General features: G+C 65.3%; 14 protein-coding genes and 2 pseudogenes. 8 read left to right on the top strand and 8 right to left on the bottom strand.

Annotated elements, in window-relative coordinates:
- The first annotated feature begins 8 nt into the window (after positions 1–8).
- Positions 9–638 (top strand): PadR family transcriptional regulator, encoded by a 630-nt coding sequence (locus tag IM784_RS07915; RefSeq protein WP_199554781.1) that lies wholly within the window; start codon positions 9–11, stop codon positions 636–638.
- 237 nt (positions 639–875) lie between these two features.
- Positions 876–1,340: a flavin reductase family protein gene (locus tag IM784_RS07910; protein ID WP_199554780.1), complete on the top strand. Its 465-nt coding sequence runs from the start codon at positions 876–878 to the stop codon at positions 1,338–1,340.
- A gap of 73 nt (positions 1,341–1,413) precedes the next feature.
- Here the strand turns inward: IM784_RS07910 and IM784_RS07905 are convergent, their stop codons facing one another.
- Genes IM784_RS07905 through IM784_RS07895 form a run of 3 tightly spaced genes read right to left on the bottom strand, consistent with a single transcriptional unit; the run spans position 1,414 to position 4,845 of the window.
- Complete coding sequence (locus IM784_RS07905) at positions 1,414–2,310, bottom strand: DMT family transporter (RefSeq protein ID WP_199554779.1); 897 nt, start codon at positions 2,308–2,310, stop codon at positions 1,414–1,416.
- Complete coding sequence (locus IM784_RS07900; protein ID WP_199554778.1) at positions 2,307–3,323, bottom strand: threonine aldolase family protein; 1,017 nt, start codon at positions 3,321–3,323, stop codon at positions 2,307–2,309. Before IM784_RS07900 ends, IM784_RS07905 begins: the two co-directional genes overlap by 4 nt.
- A gap of 19 nt (positions 3,324–3,342) precedes the next feature.
- Complete coding sequence (locus IM784_RS07895) at positions 3,343–4,845, bottom strand: replicative DNA helicase (RefSeq protein WP_199554777.1); 1,503 nt, start codon at positions 4,843–4,845, stop codon at positions 3,343–3,345.
- A gap of 286 nt (positions 4,846–5,131) precedes the next feature.
- Here IM784_RS07895 and IM784_RS07890 point away from each other — a divergent pair, with 286 nt between their 5' ends.
- From IM784_RS07890 to IM784_RS07865, 6 genes and pseudogenes are all read left to right on the top strand, one after another.
- On the top strand, positions 5,132–5,881 hold the full coding sequence (locus IM784_RS07890) for an electron transfer flavoprotein subunit beta/FixA family protein (RefSeq protein WP_199554776.1): 750 nt from the start codon (positions 5,132–5,134) through the stop codon (positions 5,879–5,881).
- Entirely contained in the window at positions 5,878–6,807 is a 930-nt protein-coding gene (locus IM784_RS07885; RefSeq protein WP_199554775.1) for an electron transfer flavoprotein subunit alpha/FixB family protein, read from the top strand. The genes IM784_RS07890 and IM784_RS07885 overlap by 4 nt, the downstream gene beginning before the upstream one ends.
- Before the next feature lie 329 nt (positions 6,808–7,136).
- Positions 7,137–8,321, top strand: a pseudogene (locus IM784_RS07880) (esterase-like activity of phytase family protein); the annotation flags it as partial.
- Positions 8,322–8,498: 177 nt separating this feature from the next.
- Positions 8,499–8,591: pseudogene (locus IM784_RS17705) on the top strand (PEPxxWA-CTERM sorting domain-containing protein); the annotation flags it as partial.
- Between the two features lie 91 nt (positions 8,592–8,682).
- Positions 8,683–9,549, top strand: coding sequence for a 3-hydroxyacyl-CoA dehydrogenase NAD-binding domain-containing protein (locus IM784_RS07870; RefSeq protein ID WP_408015285.1), 867 nt, complete (start codon positions 8,683–8,685; stop codon positions 9,547–9,549).
- Between the two features lie 61 nt (positions 9,550–9,610).
- Positions 9,611–10,003, top strand: coding sequence for a DUF6491 family protein (locus tag IM784_RS07865; protein WP_199554772.1), 393 nt, complete (start codon positions 9,611–9,613; stop codon positions 10,001–10,003).
- On the opposite strand, the gene rbfA is transcribed toward IM784_RS07865, so the two are convergent.
- The 5 genes from rbfA to rimP form a co-directional block, all read right to left on the bottom strand.
- The gene (rbfA, locus tag IM784_RS07860; RefSeq protein ID WP_199554771.1) at positions 10,000–10,428 is read right to left on the bottom strand and encodes a 30S ribosome-binding factor RbfA; all 429 of its coding nucleotides are present in this window, start codon (positions 10,426–10,428) and stop codon (positions 10,000–10,002) included. The genes IM784_RS07865 and rbfA overlap by 4 nt on opposite strands.
- Positions 10,429–10,449: 21 nt before the next feature.
- Entirely contained in the window at positions 10,450–13,269 is a 2,820-nt protein-coding gene (gene infB, locus IM784_RS07855; protein WP_199554770.1) for a translation initiation factor IF-2, read from the bottom strand.
- Positions 13,266–14,012, bottom strand: a complete 747-nt coding sequence (locus tag IM784_RS07850) for an RNA-binding protein (protein ID WP_199554769.1) — start codon at positions 14,010–14,012, stop codon at positions 13,266–13,268. Before IM784_RS07850 ends, infB begins: the two co-directional genes overlap by 4 nt.
- Before the next feature lie 78 nt (positions 14,013–14,090).
- Positions 14,091–15,641 carry a transcription termination factor NusA gene (gene nusA, locus IM784_RS07845; protein WP_199554768.1) on the bottom strand — a complete coding sequence of 517 codons (1,551 nt, stop codon included), beginning with the start codon at positions 15,639–15,641 and terminating at the stop codon, positions 14,091–14,093.
- A gap of 12 nt (positions 15,642–15,653) precedes the next feature.
- Positions 15,654–16,235, bottom strand: a complete 582-nt coding sequence (gene rimP / locus IM784_RS07840) for a ribosome maturation factor RimP (RefSeq protein WP_199554767.1) — start codon at positions 16,233–16,235, stop codon at positions 15,654–15,656.
- Positions 16,236–16,268: the final 33 nt, after the last annotated feature.

Below are 16,268 nucleotides of genomic sequence, written 5' to 3'. Positions count from 1 at the left end.
GACATATCATGAGAACATATCATCATTCCGGCCCGGACGGGCGCGAGCATGGGCAGCACGAGCATGGCGGGCGCGGGTTCGGCGGTCATTTCGCTGCGCGCTTTGGCGGCCGTGGATTTGGCGGTGGCTTTGGGGGCTTTGGCCCGGAGCGGGGCGAGGAATTCGGCGGGCGCCGCCGGCGCCGGCAGTTTGACGGGGAGGCTTTGCGGCTGATCCTGTTGAAGCTGATCGCCGAAGAACCCCGCCACGGCTATGAGCTGATCCGCGCGATCGAGGAGCTTTCCGGCGGTGCCTATGCGCCGAGCCCCGGCGTGGTTTACCCGACGCTGAGCCTGCTGGCCGAGCTGGGGCTGATCGCCGAGACCGAAGCCGAGGGTGCCCGCAAGCGCTTTGCGGCTACTGCGGAAGGCACGGCGCAACTTGAGGAACATGCCGAGATCGTTGCGGCCCTGATGGAGCGGCTTTCGGCCATGGCCGGGCCTTCCGGTCGGGTCGATCCGGCGCCGCTGAAGCGGGCGATGGCGAACCTGGGCAATGTGCTGCGCACGCGCATGCACGAGGACGGGCTCGACAAGGCGAAGCTGCTGGATATCGCGGCCCTCATCGACGAGGCGGCCTCCAAGATCGAACGTCTGTAAGCGAAACGCCGTGGGCCGAAAGGCCCGCGGCGTGCGCGCCACCACAAACGGCCGGAGGCCGCAAGGCCGACCGGCCGGCCGCGCTGGATCGGCCAAAGCCCCGCACCAAAACCGGGCGCAGCCCGCAAGCGCGACTGCGCGCCCGCGCCCATGCGCGGAACCGGGCAAAGCCCGGCCCTAACCCAAATGTCCGGTCTTTCCGCTTGTCTTGTGATGCAAAGATGGCTTCATGTCGCTATGAACGACCATCGCGCTCTGAGAGATGCTTTTGGCTGCTTTGCCACTGGCGTTACCATCATCACCAGCGTCGATGCGGCGGGCGCCCATGTGGGCTTTACCGCCAACAGTTTTACATCCGTTTCGCTGGACCCGCCGCTGTTGCTGGTGTGTCCGGGAAAGCATGCCTCGAGCCTGCCGATCATCCGGAAATCCGGGGTTTTCGGGGTAAGCGTGCTGTCGGATGCGCAGCGTGCCGTCGCCGAACGCTTTGCCGCGCGCGGCGTCGATCGCTTTACCGAGGGTGAGTGGGTGGAAGCGGAATCCGGCGTGTTGCTGCTGGAGGGGGCCTGCGCGAATTTCGCCTGTTCGCTGGAGCAGGAAATCGAAGGCGGCGACCATCTGGTGCTGCTGGGACGGATCCAGAGCTTCCGCTCGGCGGATACGCGCGATCCGCTGATGTATCTGCGTGGACGCTACGCTTGATTTGATTTGGGGGGGTGCTGACGCCCGGTTCCGCGCATTGGCGCGGCCGGCCGGTCGGCCTCCGGCCGTTGGGTTACGCGGTTTGAGCCTTGCGGGCCGGTTGCCATAGGGCGACCATGAGCCCGAAAATGGCGAGCGCTGCGCCGGCTGCTGCCAGCGGGGTCCAGCGGTAGCCTTCGGCAACCGTCGAGATGGCCATGGCGACGATGGGGATGGGCACGCCTGTCCATGCGGCTTCTGCCGGGCCCAGCTGGCGGATGAGATCGAAATAGAGGGCGAAGGCGACGGCGCTGGCGGCGACCCCCAGATAGAGCAGCCCGAGCCAATATTGCGGGCTCGGATCCCATTGCGGCGGACCGGCGATGAAGAGGGCGAAAACGGCGTTGATGCCGGCGCCGATCAGCATCGCATAGGCGAGGCCGGCGAGCGGCGGATAGCGCAGCGCCTGCGGGCTGCCCTGCATGACGTTCGAGACCGAGGCCGAGAGAACGCCGGCGGTGACGAACGCCAGACCGATCAGCGTTTCCGTGCGGCTGCCCGGCAGGTTCAATTGCTGCGCGAAGAGCATGGCGACCCCGGTGACCCCCAGCATCGCGCCGACGATGAACCGTCGGCTGGCGCGGCGGCCAAGGAAGATGGCGGCCAGAATGGCGTTGGGGATCATCAGCAGCGCATAGGCGACGGCCGGGATGCCCGAGGGTACATGTTGTTCGGCCCGGTAGACGAAGTTGAAGTTCAGCATGAACTGCATGATGCCGAAGATGGCGATAAAGGGCAGGCTGCTGCGGGGGACATGGAGCGGCAGGCCGCGCAAGGCGCACCAGCCGAACAGGGCAATGCCGCCGACGAGGAAGCGGTAGGTGACCGACCAGCTGGGGTTCACGCTGCCCAGCTGCCAGGTGATGACATACCAGGTGGTGCCCCAGATCAGCACGACCAGAACGAACTGCAGGATCGAGCGGGCGCTCATCCAAGCGCCGCCAGATCGCGGGCCAGCGTTTCGAGGACTTCGGCGGACTGATCCCAGCGAACGACGAGACGGGCGGCATCGGGGCCGGAAATTTCCCAGTCGTAGAAGCTGTAGCCCTTGGCGCGGAGCGTTTCGCGTTCGGCAGGCGTGAGGCGCAGGAACAGCTCGTTGGCCTGAACCGGCACCAGCAGACGATGGGGGGCGGCGGTGGCGAGCTTTTGGGCGCCGGCATTGGAAGCGCGGGCGTTTTGCAGCCAGACGTCGTTTTCGAGCATGGCCAGGATCTGGGCGGCGGCGAAACGGCCCTTCGACGGCATCAACCCGGCGCGCTTGCGGCGGATGGGGATGCTGGCGGCGAGATCGGCGTTGAAGACGACGAGGGCCTCGGCCGACATGCCGCCATTCTTGATGCAGCCGAACGAGAGGATGTCGACGCCCGCCTTCCAGGTGACGTCGGCCGGGTGGCAGCCGAGATGGGCGATGGCGTTGGCGAAGCGGGCGCCATCCATCTGCACGGCGAGGCTGCGGGCCTTTGCCCAGCCGGCCAGCGCGGCGACTTCGTCCGGCGTATAGACGGTGCCCCATTCGGTGGCCTGGGTGAGGCTGAGGGCGGCGGGCTGCACCTGATGCACGTCGCCGCGGCGGCGGGAGGATGCTTCATCGAGGGCGGCTGGGGTGAGCTTGCCGTGCGGCGATGGCACCAGCATGAGCGATCCGCCGCCAGTATAGAAGGGGACGGCGCCGGCTTCATCGACTTCGATATGGGCCTCGGCGTGGCACCAGACGCCTCCGTAAGGCGGGGTGCAGGCGGCGAGACCGACGGCGTTGGCTGCCGTGCCGCTGGGAACTGCGAAGGCGCGGGCGGATGTTCCGAACAGCTCCGAGAAGGCCGCATCCAGGCGGGAGGACCATTGGTCGGCGTCATAGCCAGCCGCCTGCGGGCCGGCGGCGTTGGCAACGGCGGTGAGCACGGCGGGGTGTACGCCCGCGGCATTGTCGGAGTTGAAGTCCATGCGCGATGCCGTAGCCGGCTTAATCGTAATCGGGAACCCAATCACCTTCGGCAGGGTCGGAAAAGCGGGTGAATTCGCGGGTGAACATCAGCGGCACGGTGCCGGTGGCGCCGTGCCGCTGCTTGGCGATGATGACTTCGGCGCGGCCGCGCACGCGCTCGGCCTTTTCGATCCATTGCTGGAACTTCTCGCTGCCGTCCTCGGGCTTCTTGCCCTCGTGATAATATTCCTCGCGGAAGACGAACATGACGATGTCGGCGTCCTGCTCGATGGTGCCGGATTCGCGAAGATCCGATAGCTGCGGGCGCTTGTCCTCGCGGTTTTCCACCTGGCGGCTGAGCTGGGAGAGGGCGATCACCGGAATATCCAGTTCCTTCGCCAGCGTTTTCAGGCCGCGGGTGACTTCGGAGATTTCCGCGACCCGGTTCTCGGAGGCGTTGCGCGCGGTGCCCTGCAGCAGCTGCAGATAGTCGACGACGATGAGACCGATTTTCTTCTGCCGCTTCAGACGGCGGGCGCGGGTGCGCAGCGCGGCGATGGAGAGGGCGGGTGTATCGTCGATGTAGAGCGGCAGGTCGTAGAGTTCCTGCGAAGCGCGGGCGAGCTCGTTGAATTCCGACTGGTTGATCTTGCCCATGCGCAACGCTTCGGAGCTGATGCGGGCCTGTTCGGCGAGGATGCGGTTGGCCAGCTGGTCGGCCGACATTTCCAGGCTGAAGAAGGCGACCGGCGCGCCGCTGGAGGGGGAGATGCCGTCGCGTTCGTCAAGCTTGGCGCGGAAGGCAGTGTTGAAGGCGATGTTGGTGGCGAGCGCGGTTTTCCCCATGGCCGGGCGCCCGGCAAGGATCACAAGGTCGGAATTGTGCAGGCCGCCGATCTTGTTGTTGATTCCCGTAAGGCCCGTTGTGAGGCCGGAAAGGTGGCCGCCGGATTTCATGGCCTTGGCGGCCATGTCCACGGCCTTTTTCGCCGCTCCCGCGAAATCGATGGTGGCGCCGGAGACTTCGCCGGATTCGGCGACCTTGTAGAGCGCCTCCTCGGCGAACTCGATCTGCTTCATCGGCGCGACTTCGCCGGAGGTGTCGGTGGCGGATTGCACGAGTTCGGTGCCGACCATCACCAGGGCGCGGAGCAGGGCGAGATCATAGATCTGCTGGGCGCAGTCGCGCGCGGCGATCAGGACGGAGGGGTCTTCGGTGAGCTTCAGGAGATAGGTGGGGCCGCCGAGCTCGGCGAGCGCCGGGTCGCTTTCGAAGAGCGGGCGAAGCGTGACCGGGTTGGCGACCATGTTGAGATCGGCGAGACGCTTCAGCTGGACGAAGATCCGGCCGTGCAGCGGTTCGTAGAAATGTTCGTCGCGCAGGTGGAGGAGGATTTCCTCCAGCAGGCGGTTTTCGATGAGGAGCGCGCCAAGCAGGGCCTTTTCCGCGTCGATGTTGAAGGGCAATGGCGTGACGCGCCCCTCATCCAGAACATGATGAAGCGTTATGGAGTGCGGTCTAAGTTCGACGGGGGAGGGCATTTCTGCCTCTTGCCGGAACTATCATTAACTGCGCCAGAGCGCGCAGAAAGTTTTTCGTATCGCCTAAATTTTTGCAAAATCAGATAGTTGGAAACGTTACCCACCGTTCGGATCGATGTTTTACCTGAACCATCCACAACAGACAGTCGAGTTTATAGGCATGCGTTGATTCCTACCATTGCTGCGATGCCCTCTCAAATGACCCAATGTCCTCTGCGTTGACTCGCTCGTCCCCCTTGCGCATGGGGTTCCGCGCTAGGACCATGATCCGGGGAGCCTGATACCCATGAAGATTCTCGTGCCCGTAAAGCGGGTGGTCGACTATAATGTGAAGGTGCGGGTGAAGCCCGACCAGAGCGGCGTCGAGCTTGCAAACGTAAAAATGAGCATGAATCCGTTCGACGAGATTGCCGTCGAGGAAGCGGTTCGGCTGAAGGAAAAGGGCGTGGCGACGGAAGTCGTCGTCGTATCCGTCGGCCCGGCGCAGGCGCAGGAAACGCTGCGCACGGCGCTGGCCATGGGTGCCGACCGCGGCATTCTGGTGACGGTGGATGGCCCGGTGGAAAGCCTGGGCGTTGCCAAGCTGCTGGCGAAGATCGCCGCCGAGGAAGCCCCCGGGCTGGTGATCCTGGGCAAGCAGGCGATCGACGACGATTCGAGCCAGACCGGCCAGATGCTGGGCGCGCTGCTGGGCTGGGGCCAGGGCACCTTTGCCTCGAAGGTGGAGCCGAGCGCCGACAAGGTTTCGGTGACCCGCGAAATCGACGGCGGCCTGGAGACGGTGGAGCTGAAGCTTCCCGCGATCGTCACCACCGACCTTCGCCTGAACGAGCCGCGCTATGCATCGCTGCCGAACATCATGAAGGCGAAGTCGAAGCCGATCGCCAACAAGACGCCGGCTGACTATGGCGTCGATGTGGCGCCGCGCCTGTCGGTGCTGAAGGTGACCGAGCCGCCGAAGCGTTCGGCCGGCATCAAGGTGAAGACGGTCGACGAACTGATCGAGAAACTCAAGACTTCGGGAGCCATCGCATGAGCGTGCTCGTCCTTGCTGAACATGACAACACGCATCTGAAGGATGCGACACTGAGCGCGGTGACGGCGGCGACCCAGCTGGGTGGCGACGTGCATGTGCTGGTGGCCGGGAACGGCGCCGATGCCGTGGCCGCCGAAGCCGCCAAGGTGGCCGGCGTTTCCAAGGTGCTGCTGGCCAACGACGCCGCCTATGGCGATGCGCTGGCGGAGAATGTGGCGCCGCTGATCGTCGGGCTGATGGCCGGCTATGATGCCGTGCTGGCGCCGGCGACTTCGCGTGGCAAGAACATCCTGCCGCGCGTGGCGGCGGCGCTGGACGTGGCGCAGGTTTCGGAAATCCTCTCTGTCGAGGGGCCGGATACCTTCACCCGGCCGATCTATGCCGGGAACGCGATTGCGACGGTGAAGTCTTCCGACGCCAAGAAGGTGATCACCGTTCGCGGAACGGCCTTTGCGAAGGCCGGTGGCGGCGGTTCGGCTGCTGTCGAGGCGGTTTCGGGTGCTGGCGACGCCGGGCTTTCGAGCTTTAAGGGTGCCGAGCTGACGGTTTCGGCGCGTCCGGAACTGACGGCTGCGAAGATCATCGTCTCGGGCGGCCGGGCGCTGGGTTCGTCCGAGAAGTTCCACGAGTTCATCGACCCGCTGGCCGACAAGCTGGGCGCGGCCGTTGGTGCTTCGCGGGCAGCGGTCGATGCGGGCTATGCCCCGAACGACTATCAGGTGGGGCAGACCGGCAAGATCGTCGCGCCCGAGCTGTACGTGGCGGTCGGTATTTCCGGCGCCATCCAGCACCTGGCGGGGATGAAGGACTCGAAGACCATCGTCGCCATCAACAAGGACGAGGAAGCCCCCATCTTCCAGGTGGCGGATTTCGGGTTGGTGGGCGACCTGTTCACGCTGGTGCCCGAACTGACCTCGAAGCTGTAATGGATCTTACCCGCCGCCTGATCGATGGGCGGCAGGAAGTTGCCGGCGCGCTGCCTGTGGCAGGCGCTGGCCTTGTCGACGGCTGCCCGGATCCAGCCGGCGGATCCTGATTGGCCGGGCGGGCGGCCTTTTCCGTCTGCAGGGTGGCCTCTCGGACGGGGTGAACCCTGTCGCGAATTGGCTGCGGTCGACGCTTGCGGTTGCAACATGCAAGCCGGACAAAAGGGCGCCGTCATCCAGCGGACACAATAACGTCAACGAATCTTAACCGTGCAAGCGCATGCGGGCGACGCCAATTGTCATCCTGACATCCAATTGGGGGGATCTACATGCTTCGTTCCACGATCGGCGGGCTTGCGCTCGCGCTGTTCACCTCGCTCGCCGCGCCGGCCATGTCTGCCATCGTCTATACCGGCAGCACCAGCTTTGCCGGCAATGCGACAGACCTTTCCGGCATGGATCCGGCCTTCGGCGGCAATCGCCTCTCCATCGGGTCCGATCTCTGGTATGATAGCAAGACCAACAGCTATTGGGGCAATACCGATCGCGGCCCCGGCGGTGGGTTGATCGACTTCGCCCCCCGCGTCCACAATTTTTCGCTCGATATCGCGGCCGATGGCAGCGTGGGCGGCTATGTGCTGCTGAAGACGGTGGTGTTCAAGAAGGATGGTCAACCCTTCACCGGCCTGAACCCGCGCCTGGCGCCGCAGGGCGATGCATCCGTGCTGGGGCTGTCGTTCGATCCGGAAGGTCTTGTCGTGCTGAAGAACGGCAACTTCCTGGTGGCCGACGAATATGGCCCTTCGGTGTATGAGTTCGACAAGGACGGAAATTTCATTCGCGCCTTTGCGACGCCTGGTAACCTGCTGCCCAAGGAAGCCGGCGGCACGCCGAACTTCGTCGATGGGCGGCCGACCATCCGCACGGGTCGACAGGATAATCGGGGTTTTGAGGGCATATCCATCTCTCCGGACGGCAAGACAGTCTATGCGGTGCTGCAGGATCCGCTGGTGAATGAGGGCAACCCCGATGGCCGCCGCAGCCAGAATGTGCGGATCGTCGCCTATGATGTGGCCACCGGCACTTCGACGGGCCAGTTCATCTATCAACTGGAAAGCGTAGCCTCGATCAACACGCGCGTGCCCGGCGAGGAATTCGGCCCCAACGCATAGGGCCGCAACATCGGCCTTTCCGGCATCATCGCGCTGGATAACGGCAAGTTTCTGGTACTCGAACGCGACAATCGGGGGCTGGGAGTCGACGATCCGACGGCCGCCAACTCGCCGGGCTCGAAGCGTGTCTATCTGGTGGACCTCGCTGGCGCGACCGATGTGACGAACGAAAGCCTGGCCGGCACCAACACCCTGCCCGGGAGCGTGGTGCCAGTTTCCAAAACCTTGTGGCTGGATATCCAGGCGCAGCTGGAGGCCAATGGCATCACCGTGACCGAGAAGATGGAAGGCATTGCCATCGGGCCACGGATCGAGGGCGGCTATAGCTTCGTCGTGGTGACCGACAACGATTTCTCCGTCACGCAGACGGGTGAAGGCGTGCAGTTCAACCGCTGCACCACTGGCAAAGGGGGCTCGTCCATCGACGTGGCGCTGAACGAGCTGTGCCCGGACGGCTATTCGCTGATCGATACCTATGCCTATGTGTTCAAGGTGAACGGCGCCGACCTTGGCGTGCTGGGTGTGCCGGAACCGGCGACCTGGGCAATGCTGATCGCCGGCTTCGGGCTGGTGGGCGGCATGGCCCGCCGGAAGCGGGCGCTGGCGGCCTGAATGGAGCGGCCGGCGGGCGTGGCCCCGCCGGCTTTCCCATTGCGGCAGGCCTGAGCGGCCGCTAACCCCGCTGCAGCGCAGCAACGGGAGTATGGCGATGAAGGTCGGCGTTATCGGTTCGGGGATGATGGGCGCGGGAATTGCGCAGGTTTCGGCTGCGGCCGGGCATCAGGTGGTGCTGACCGATGTGGCGCTGGATCGGGCTGAAAAGGGCAAGGCCGGGATTGAGAAGCTGCTGGCGCGGCAGGTTGCGAAAGGAACACTGGAGGAAGCGGCTGCCGCCGCGACGCTGGCGCGGATTTCGCCAGCGGGCGATACGGCCGGGCTGGCCGATGCGGACTTCGTGATCGAGGCAGCGACCGAGAATGAAGGGCTGAAGCAGAAGATCTTCGCCGGGCTGACGCTGGCACCGCATGCGCTGCTGGCGACCAACACCTCGTCGATTTCGATCACCATGCTGGGCGCTTCGACCGATCGGCCCGACCGCTTCCTGGGGCTGCACTTCTTCAACCCGGTTCCGGTGATGCAGCTGGTGGAGATCATTCCCGGGCTGGCGACGTCGGATGCGACGCGGGCAGCGGCGCGGGACTATATCGGCACGCTGGGGAAGACGGCGATCGTTTCGGAGGACAGCCCGAGCTTCATCGTGAACCGGGTGCTGTGCCCCATGCTGAACGAGGCGATCTTTGCGCTGGGCGAAGGCGTGGGGAGCGTGGTGGACATCGACACCGGCCTCAGGCTGGGCGCCAACCACCCGATGGGGCCTTTGACACTGGCGGACTTCGTGGGGCTGGATACGCTGCACGCGATCATGCTGGTGATGCAAAAGGCGACCGGTGACCCGAAATATCGGCCGGCGCCGCTGTTGAGCAAATATGTGGAAGCCGGCTGGTTCGGGCGGAAATCCGGGCGCGGTTTCTATGATTATTCAGGCGAAGCGCCTGTGCCGACACGCTGATTTCGGCTTTCTCCTGCCGCTAGGGGTGTTAGTATAGTTCACCCGAGGGGGGAGGATGCATATGAAACGTCTGGGTATTTTATCGACTGCGGTATTTCTGGCGGCTTGTGCGGGCGGGGGCGATGCCTCCAATCGCACCGTCTGGGTGCCTGACGGACCGAGCGTGAACTGCATCAGCACCCACAATATCCGCTCCATGCGGGTGATCGATGACCGCACCATCGATTTTCAGCAGAACAGCCGCCGGATCTGGCGCAACGAGTTGCCGCAGCGCTGCAGTGGGCTGACCTTTGGAAATGCCATCCGGCACAATTCGCGCGCCGGGCAGCTGTGCAGCCTGAATTCGATCACGGTGGTGACGCCCGGCCCGGGACCGAACGGGCCTACGTGCAACCTGGGGCGGTTCCAGCCGATGAAGCCCGCGCCGCAGCCGGAAGCGCCCGCAGCGGGCTAGTCTTCTTCGGCGATACTCGGCGGAGCTCGGCCTTCGAGGTCGCGGGAAACGCGCGGCATACGCAGCAAGGCGTCGATGCGCGCGGCCTCGGCGTAGCTGTCGTCCACCTTGAAGTGGATTTCGGCGGCATATTTGGTGTTCACGCGTCGGGCGACTTCGCCCTTCAGGCGCTTGGCGTGGCTGTTCAGCGCCTTCAGCACTGTCGTCTGCTCGTCTTCGCTGGCGCCGACCGGCATGATGAAGGCGGTTGCGTGCCGGAGATCCGGCGAGACGCGGACTTCGGAGACAGAGACGATGTGCTTTGCCAGCACATCGTCCTGGATGTCTCCACGCGCGAGAAGATCGGCGAGGATGTGGCGCATGGCCTCGCCGACTTTCAGCGTACGGACCGAGGAGCCGGCCTTCTTGTCTCCACTACGCTTCATGGCTGGATGGTCCGCTCCGCGTCACAGCGTGCGGAGCCTTTCCTCGACCTCGAACGTCTCGATGACGTCGCCCTGCTGGATGTCCTGGAAGTTCTCCAGGCCGATGCCGCATTCATAGCCCTTTTCGACCTGCGTGACGTCGTCCTTGAAGCGACGCAGCGAGGCGATGGAGCCGGTGTAGACGATGACATCTTCGCGCAGCACGCGCGCCTTGAGGTTGCGGCGGATGAAGCCTTCGACCACGAGGCAGCCGGCTGCCTTGCCGAACTTCCCGGCCTGGAAGACTTCGCGGACTTCCGCGCGGCCGACGACGTTCTCGAAATACTCCGGCCCAAGCTTGCCGGCCATCCCGGCCTTCACCTCGTCGATGAGGTCGTAGATGATGTCATAGTATTTCAGCGGCACGCTGCCCGCATGGGCGGCTTCGCGGGCCTTGGCGTTGGCGCGGACGTTGAAGCCGATGATGACGGCGCCCGAGGCCCTGGCCAGCGTCACGTCGGATTCGGTGATGGCACCGACGCCGGAGTGCAGCACGCGGACCTTGATCTCGTCGGTCGACAGCTTGTTGAGCGCCGAGACGATGGCTTCGGTGGAGCCGTGCACGTCGGCCTTGACGACGACGGGGAATTCCACCGCCTTCTTGTCGGCGAGGCCGGCGAACATGGTTTCGAGGCTGGCAGGTGCCGAGGTGGTGCGCTTGGTTAGCGCGACCTGCTGGCGATAGTCGGCGACTTCGCGGGCGCGGGCTTCGGTTTCGACGACCGAAAGGATGTCGCCCGATTGCGGCACGCCGGAAAGCCCGAGCACCTCGACCGGCATGGACGGGCCTGCCTCCTTGATCGTCTGCCCCTTGTCGTTGACGAGGGCGCGGACCTTGCCCCACTCGACGCCGACGACGAAGATGTCGCCGGTGCGCAGCGTGCCGCGCTTCACCAGCACGGTGGCGAGCGGGCCGCGGCCCTTGTCGAGCTTCGCTTCGACGACGATGCCTTCGGCCATCCGGTCGGGATTGGCGGTCAGCTCCATGATCTCGGCCTGCAGCAGGATCTTCTCGGCCAGTTCGTCAAGGCCGGTCTTTTTCAGCGCAGAGACTTCGACGTCCTGCACTTCGCCGCCCATTTCCTCGACCTGGATGTCGTGCTGCAGCAGCTCGGTGCGGACGCGGTTGGCGTCTGCGCCGGGCTTATCCATCTTGTTGATGGCGACGATCATCGGAACGCCGGCCGCCTTGACGTGGTTGATGGCCTCGATCGTCTGCGGCTTGATGCCGTCGTCGGCGGCGACGACCAGCACGACGATGTCGGTCGCCTGCGCGCCGCGGGCGCGCATTTCGGTGAAGGCTTCGTGGCCGGGGGTGTCGAGGAAGCTGATCTTCTCGCCCGATTTCAACGTCACCTGATAGGCGCCCATGTGCTGGGTGATGCCGCCGGCTTCGCCCTTCACCACGTCGGTGCCGCGCAGGGCATCCAGCAGCGAGGTCTTGCCGTGATCGACATGGCCCATGATGGTGACGACCGGCGGGCGCGGCTGCAGGTCTTCGACGCGGTCGGCGTCGCCCTCGATGCCGATTTCGACGTCTGAATCCGACACGCGCTTGATGATGTGGCCGAACTCGGTGACCAGCAGCTCGGCCGTATCCTGATCGACGAACTCGTTCATCGTGGTCGGCATGCCCATCTTGAACAGTGCCTTCACCAGATCGGCGCCGCGTTCCGCCATGCGGTTCGCAAGTTCCTGCACGGTGATCGATTCAGGCACCTGCACTTCACGCGGCGTGCGTGCGGTCGCAGCCGCGCCGCCGCCATGGGCGGAGCGCTTCTGCTTTTCCTGGGCGCGGCGCATGGAGGCGAGCGAACGGGTGCGGCCGTCGTCGTCGCCCAGCGCGCGGGTGACGGTGAGCTTGCCCTGGCGGCGCTGCTCTTCGCGCGGGTTGCGCGAAGGCTTTGCAGGCTCCGGCGGGCGGCGGAGCGACGGACGGCCGGCGACGGCACCGCGCGGACGCTCTTCCTCGTCCTCGACAGGTGCCGGGGCGGGGGGGGCTTCGGCGGCGCGCCTGGCTTCCTCGGCTGCGCGGGCGGCCTCCTCGGCCTCGACGCGGGCCTTTTCCTCCAAGCGGAGGACTTCGGCTTCGGCGGCTTCCGCGCGCGCGCGGTCTTCGCGGATGCGGACTTCCTCGGCGCGCTGGAGACGCTCTTCCTCGGCGAGACGCATCATCAGTTGCGTGCGTTCGCGCGGCGTAAGCTTCGGATTCTGCAGGGCCTTCTGCACAGCCGTCAGTTCCGGCTTCTGCGGGATCGGCGCAGGGGCCGGCTTTGGCGCCGGCTTCGGAGCTTCAACGGGCTTTGCTGCAACCGGCTCAGGTGCAGGTGCCGGCTGCGCAGGCGCTTCGGCAACGGGTTCCGGTGCCGGCGCCGCGGCGGCTTCTGCCGCGGGCTCGGGCGCAGCGGCTTCTGCAACCGGCCTGGCTTCGGGCTCGGCCTTGGGCGCGGGTCGGGGCTGTTCCCTGGCGACGGGCTCGTCCTTCACCACCACGAACGGCGGCGGCGGTGCGACGGGCATGGCGGGCTGGGCCGGGGCGGCGGGGGCAGCAACGGGTGCAGGTGCAGCCGCAGGTGCAGGCGCGAGGGCGCTGGCCTCGTCCTCGGCTTCGAGCACGTCGACTTCGGACTCGGTCGGGGCCGGGTCTCCGGGCTTGCGGAATACGCGAGCCTTCTTGGTTTCCACCACCACCTTGTGCGTGCGGCCGTGGCTGAAGCTCTGCTTCACCTGGCTCACTTCCGTGGTGCGCTTGACGCCGAGTTGCGGCTTGAGGCCCAGCTTCGGCTTTTCGTCTTCGCTCATTCCCGTCCTTCGTCGTTTCGCCGCCCGGGCATGTCCCGGTCGTCGCTTGCATGTTCTGTCTTGCCAATGAAGGCAGCCCAGCGCGCAACCTCTGTTGCGATCCGCGCCGCCGCCTTGCCATCAGTTACGCCCGAATGCACGATATTCTCACGCCCGAGGGCCCGAGACAAGGCATCGCGACCCGCGGGGAGGCGAATGGCCTCAGCTGGTTCGCTTTCGGTATTTCTTGCGCCGCTCCGGAGCGCCTGTTCCAGCTTGCCCACCCCGTCGTCGGCCGCATCGGTTGCGTGCAGGACGAGGTAAAGACGGCCGGCGCGGGCCCATTCGATAAGTTTCTCCGAGCCGAATATAAGGTGCCCGGCGCGATGTTCGAGTCCCAGCCGGTCGAGCGCACGCCTTTCCAGCCCGTCGGCGATGCGCTGGGCGAGATCGTCGGGGACGGTTGCCGCTTCCTTGAAGGCGCGAGCGAGCGCGCCCTTCAGCCTGCCCTTTGCGATTGCCGTTTCAAGCGCCGCGCGATCCGGCGAGATCCAGGCGCCGCGTCCGGGCAGGCGGGCGCCGAGATCGGGCCAGACAGCACCGTCTGGCCCGAGGGCAAGACGGATCAACTGCGCACGTTCGCCATGCGCACCCGTAAGGATGCACTTCCGCTCCGGCGCGGATGCGCCTTTCCCACCGTCGGGCGTTGCCCGAGCGGGGGATGCAGGCTCTACAGTCGCATCTGGGGTGTCATTGGAGGACATACGCGTTAGCGTCCTCCCTGTTTATGGGGTCGTCCGCTGACGCGCCCTCCGCGACTGCGAGGAAGAGGGTGGGCTGCATTATACGGCGCTTTCCTCTTCGTCGAACCAATGCTTGCGGGCGGCCATGATGATGGCGTTGCCGTCGTCGAGCGAGATGTTGAAGCTGGCGAGGAAGCCCGGGGCGATCTCGCGGCGCTTGTCGCCCTTGCCGATCAACTCGTCGGTGGCGAGGTCGGCGAGATCGTCGAGCGTGCGGATGCCCTTCTGGCCGAGGCGGACCAGCATTTCCTCGGTGAGGCCGGGGATTTCCGCCAGCGCATCCTCGACACCGAGCGCACGGCGGGCTTCGCGATAGCCGGATTCGCGGCGCTCCAGCGCTTCGGTGGCGCGGCTCTGCAGCTCGGCTGCGACATCTTCGTCGAGGCCCTCGATGGAGGCAAGTTCCTCGGTTTCGACATAGGCCACTTCCTCGAGGCTGGTGAAGCCTTCGGCGACCAGCAGCTGGGCCAGCGTTTCGTCGAGCTCGAGCTCCTTTTCGAACAGCTCGGAGCGCTCGACGAATTCCTTCTGGCGCTTCTCGCTTTCGGCGGCCTCGGTCATGATGTCGATCTGGTGACCGGTCAGCTGGCCGGCCAGGCGCACGTTCTGGCCGCGGCGGCCGATTGCCAGGCTGAGCTGGTCGTCAGGAACGACGACTTCGATGCGGCTGTCTTCCTCGTCGATGACCACCTTGGAGACCTGGGCCGGCTGCAGGGCGTTGACGACGAAGGTCGCGGTATCGGGCGACCAGGGGATGATGTCGATCTTTTCGCCGGCGAGTTCCTGCACGACGGCCTGGACGCGGCTGCCGCGCATGCCGACACAGGCGCCGACCGGGTCGATCGAGCTGTCGTGGCTGAGCACGCCGATCTTGGCGCGGCTGCCCGGATCGCGGGAGCAGGCCTTGATCTCGATGACGCCGTCATAGATTTCCGGCACTTCCTGCGCGAACAGCTTCTTCATGAAGTCCGGATGGGCGCGCGAGCAGAAGATCTGCGGCCCGCGGTTCTCGCGGCGGACGATGGTGATGAGGCTGCGCACGCGGTCGCCGACGCGAAGCACTTCGCGCGGGATCTGCTGGTCGCGGCGGATGACGCCTTCGGCACGGCCGAGATCGACGACGATGTGGCCGAATTCCACCCGCTTCACGAGACCGGTGATGATCTCGCCCTGGCGGTCCTTATACTCTTCGTACTGGCGCTCGCGCTCGGCGTCGCGGACCTTGGTGACGATGACCTGCTTGGCAGCCTGCGCGGCGATGCGGCCGAATTCGATGGGGGGCAGCGGATCGACGATGAAGTCGCCGAGAGCGGCGTCCTTTTCCTTTTCGCGGGCATCGACGAGGCTGATCTGCTTGAAATAATCTTCCGGCTCTTCAACGACTTCGAGGACGCGCCACAGGCGCAGATCGCCGCCGCGCGGATCGATCTTCGCGCGGATGTCGTTTTCGGCGCCATAGCGGGCACGAGCGGCGCGCTGGATCGCTTCTTCCATCGCTTCGATCACGATCATGCGATCGATGGACTTTTCCCGCGCAACTGCGTCGGCGATGGCGATGAGTTCGGCCTTGTTGGCGGCAATCGGATTCATCTGTTTCGGTCCTCAGTTCTTCAGGTCGTTTGCAGGCTCGCCGGTGTTCAGGTCGGCCTCGTCTTCTTCTTCGATTTCATCTGCGCCTTCCTCGGTGAGGTGTGGCACGGTTTCGGCAATCAGGCGATCCGTCAGCATCAGCTTGGCGGTGCGGATCGCAGCGAAGGGCAGGGCGACTTCGCCGAGGCCTTCGACATTGATGCGGATGTCTTCGCCGGAGGTGCCCAGCAGCGGCCCCTGAAAGCGCTTGCGGTCTGCGCCGTTGATCTGCAGCCCGTCGGCCAGCTCGATCTTGGCGTCGTGGCCGGCCCAGCGATCATAATCCTTCAGGCGGGTCAGCGGGCGATCGATGCCGGGTGACGATACCTCGAGCATATATTCGCTCTCGATCGGGTCGGCTTCGTCCAGCAGCAGGGAAATCCTGCGCGAGACGCGGGCGCAGTCATCAACCTTCATCTGGCCGGTGGCGGGGTCCTCCAGCATGATCTGCAGCGTAAGGCTGGGGCCTTCGATCAGCGCCACGCGCACCAGGTCGAAGCCGGCGTCGGTCACGACGGGTTCGATCAGTTGGGTAATGCGCTTGATATCGGCCATTTTTGCTCCACAGGCCCGACTCGGCAATGCCCC

The organism is Sandaracinobacteroides hominis (genome assembly GCF_016464365.1).
Taxonomy (GTDB): Bacteria; Pseudomonadota; Alphaproteobacteria; order Sphingomonadales; family Sphingomonadaceae; genus Sandaracinobacteroides; species Sandaracinobacteroides hominis.
Note: the sequence above shows the minus strand (reverse complement) of the source record. Positions and strands in the feature narration are given on the sequence as shown.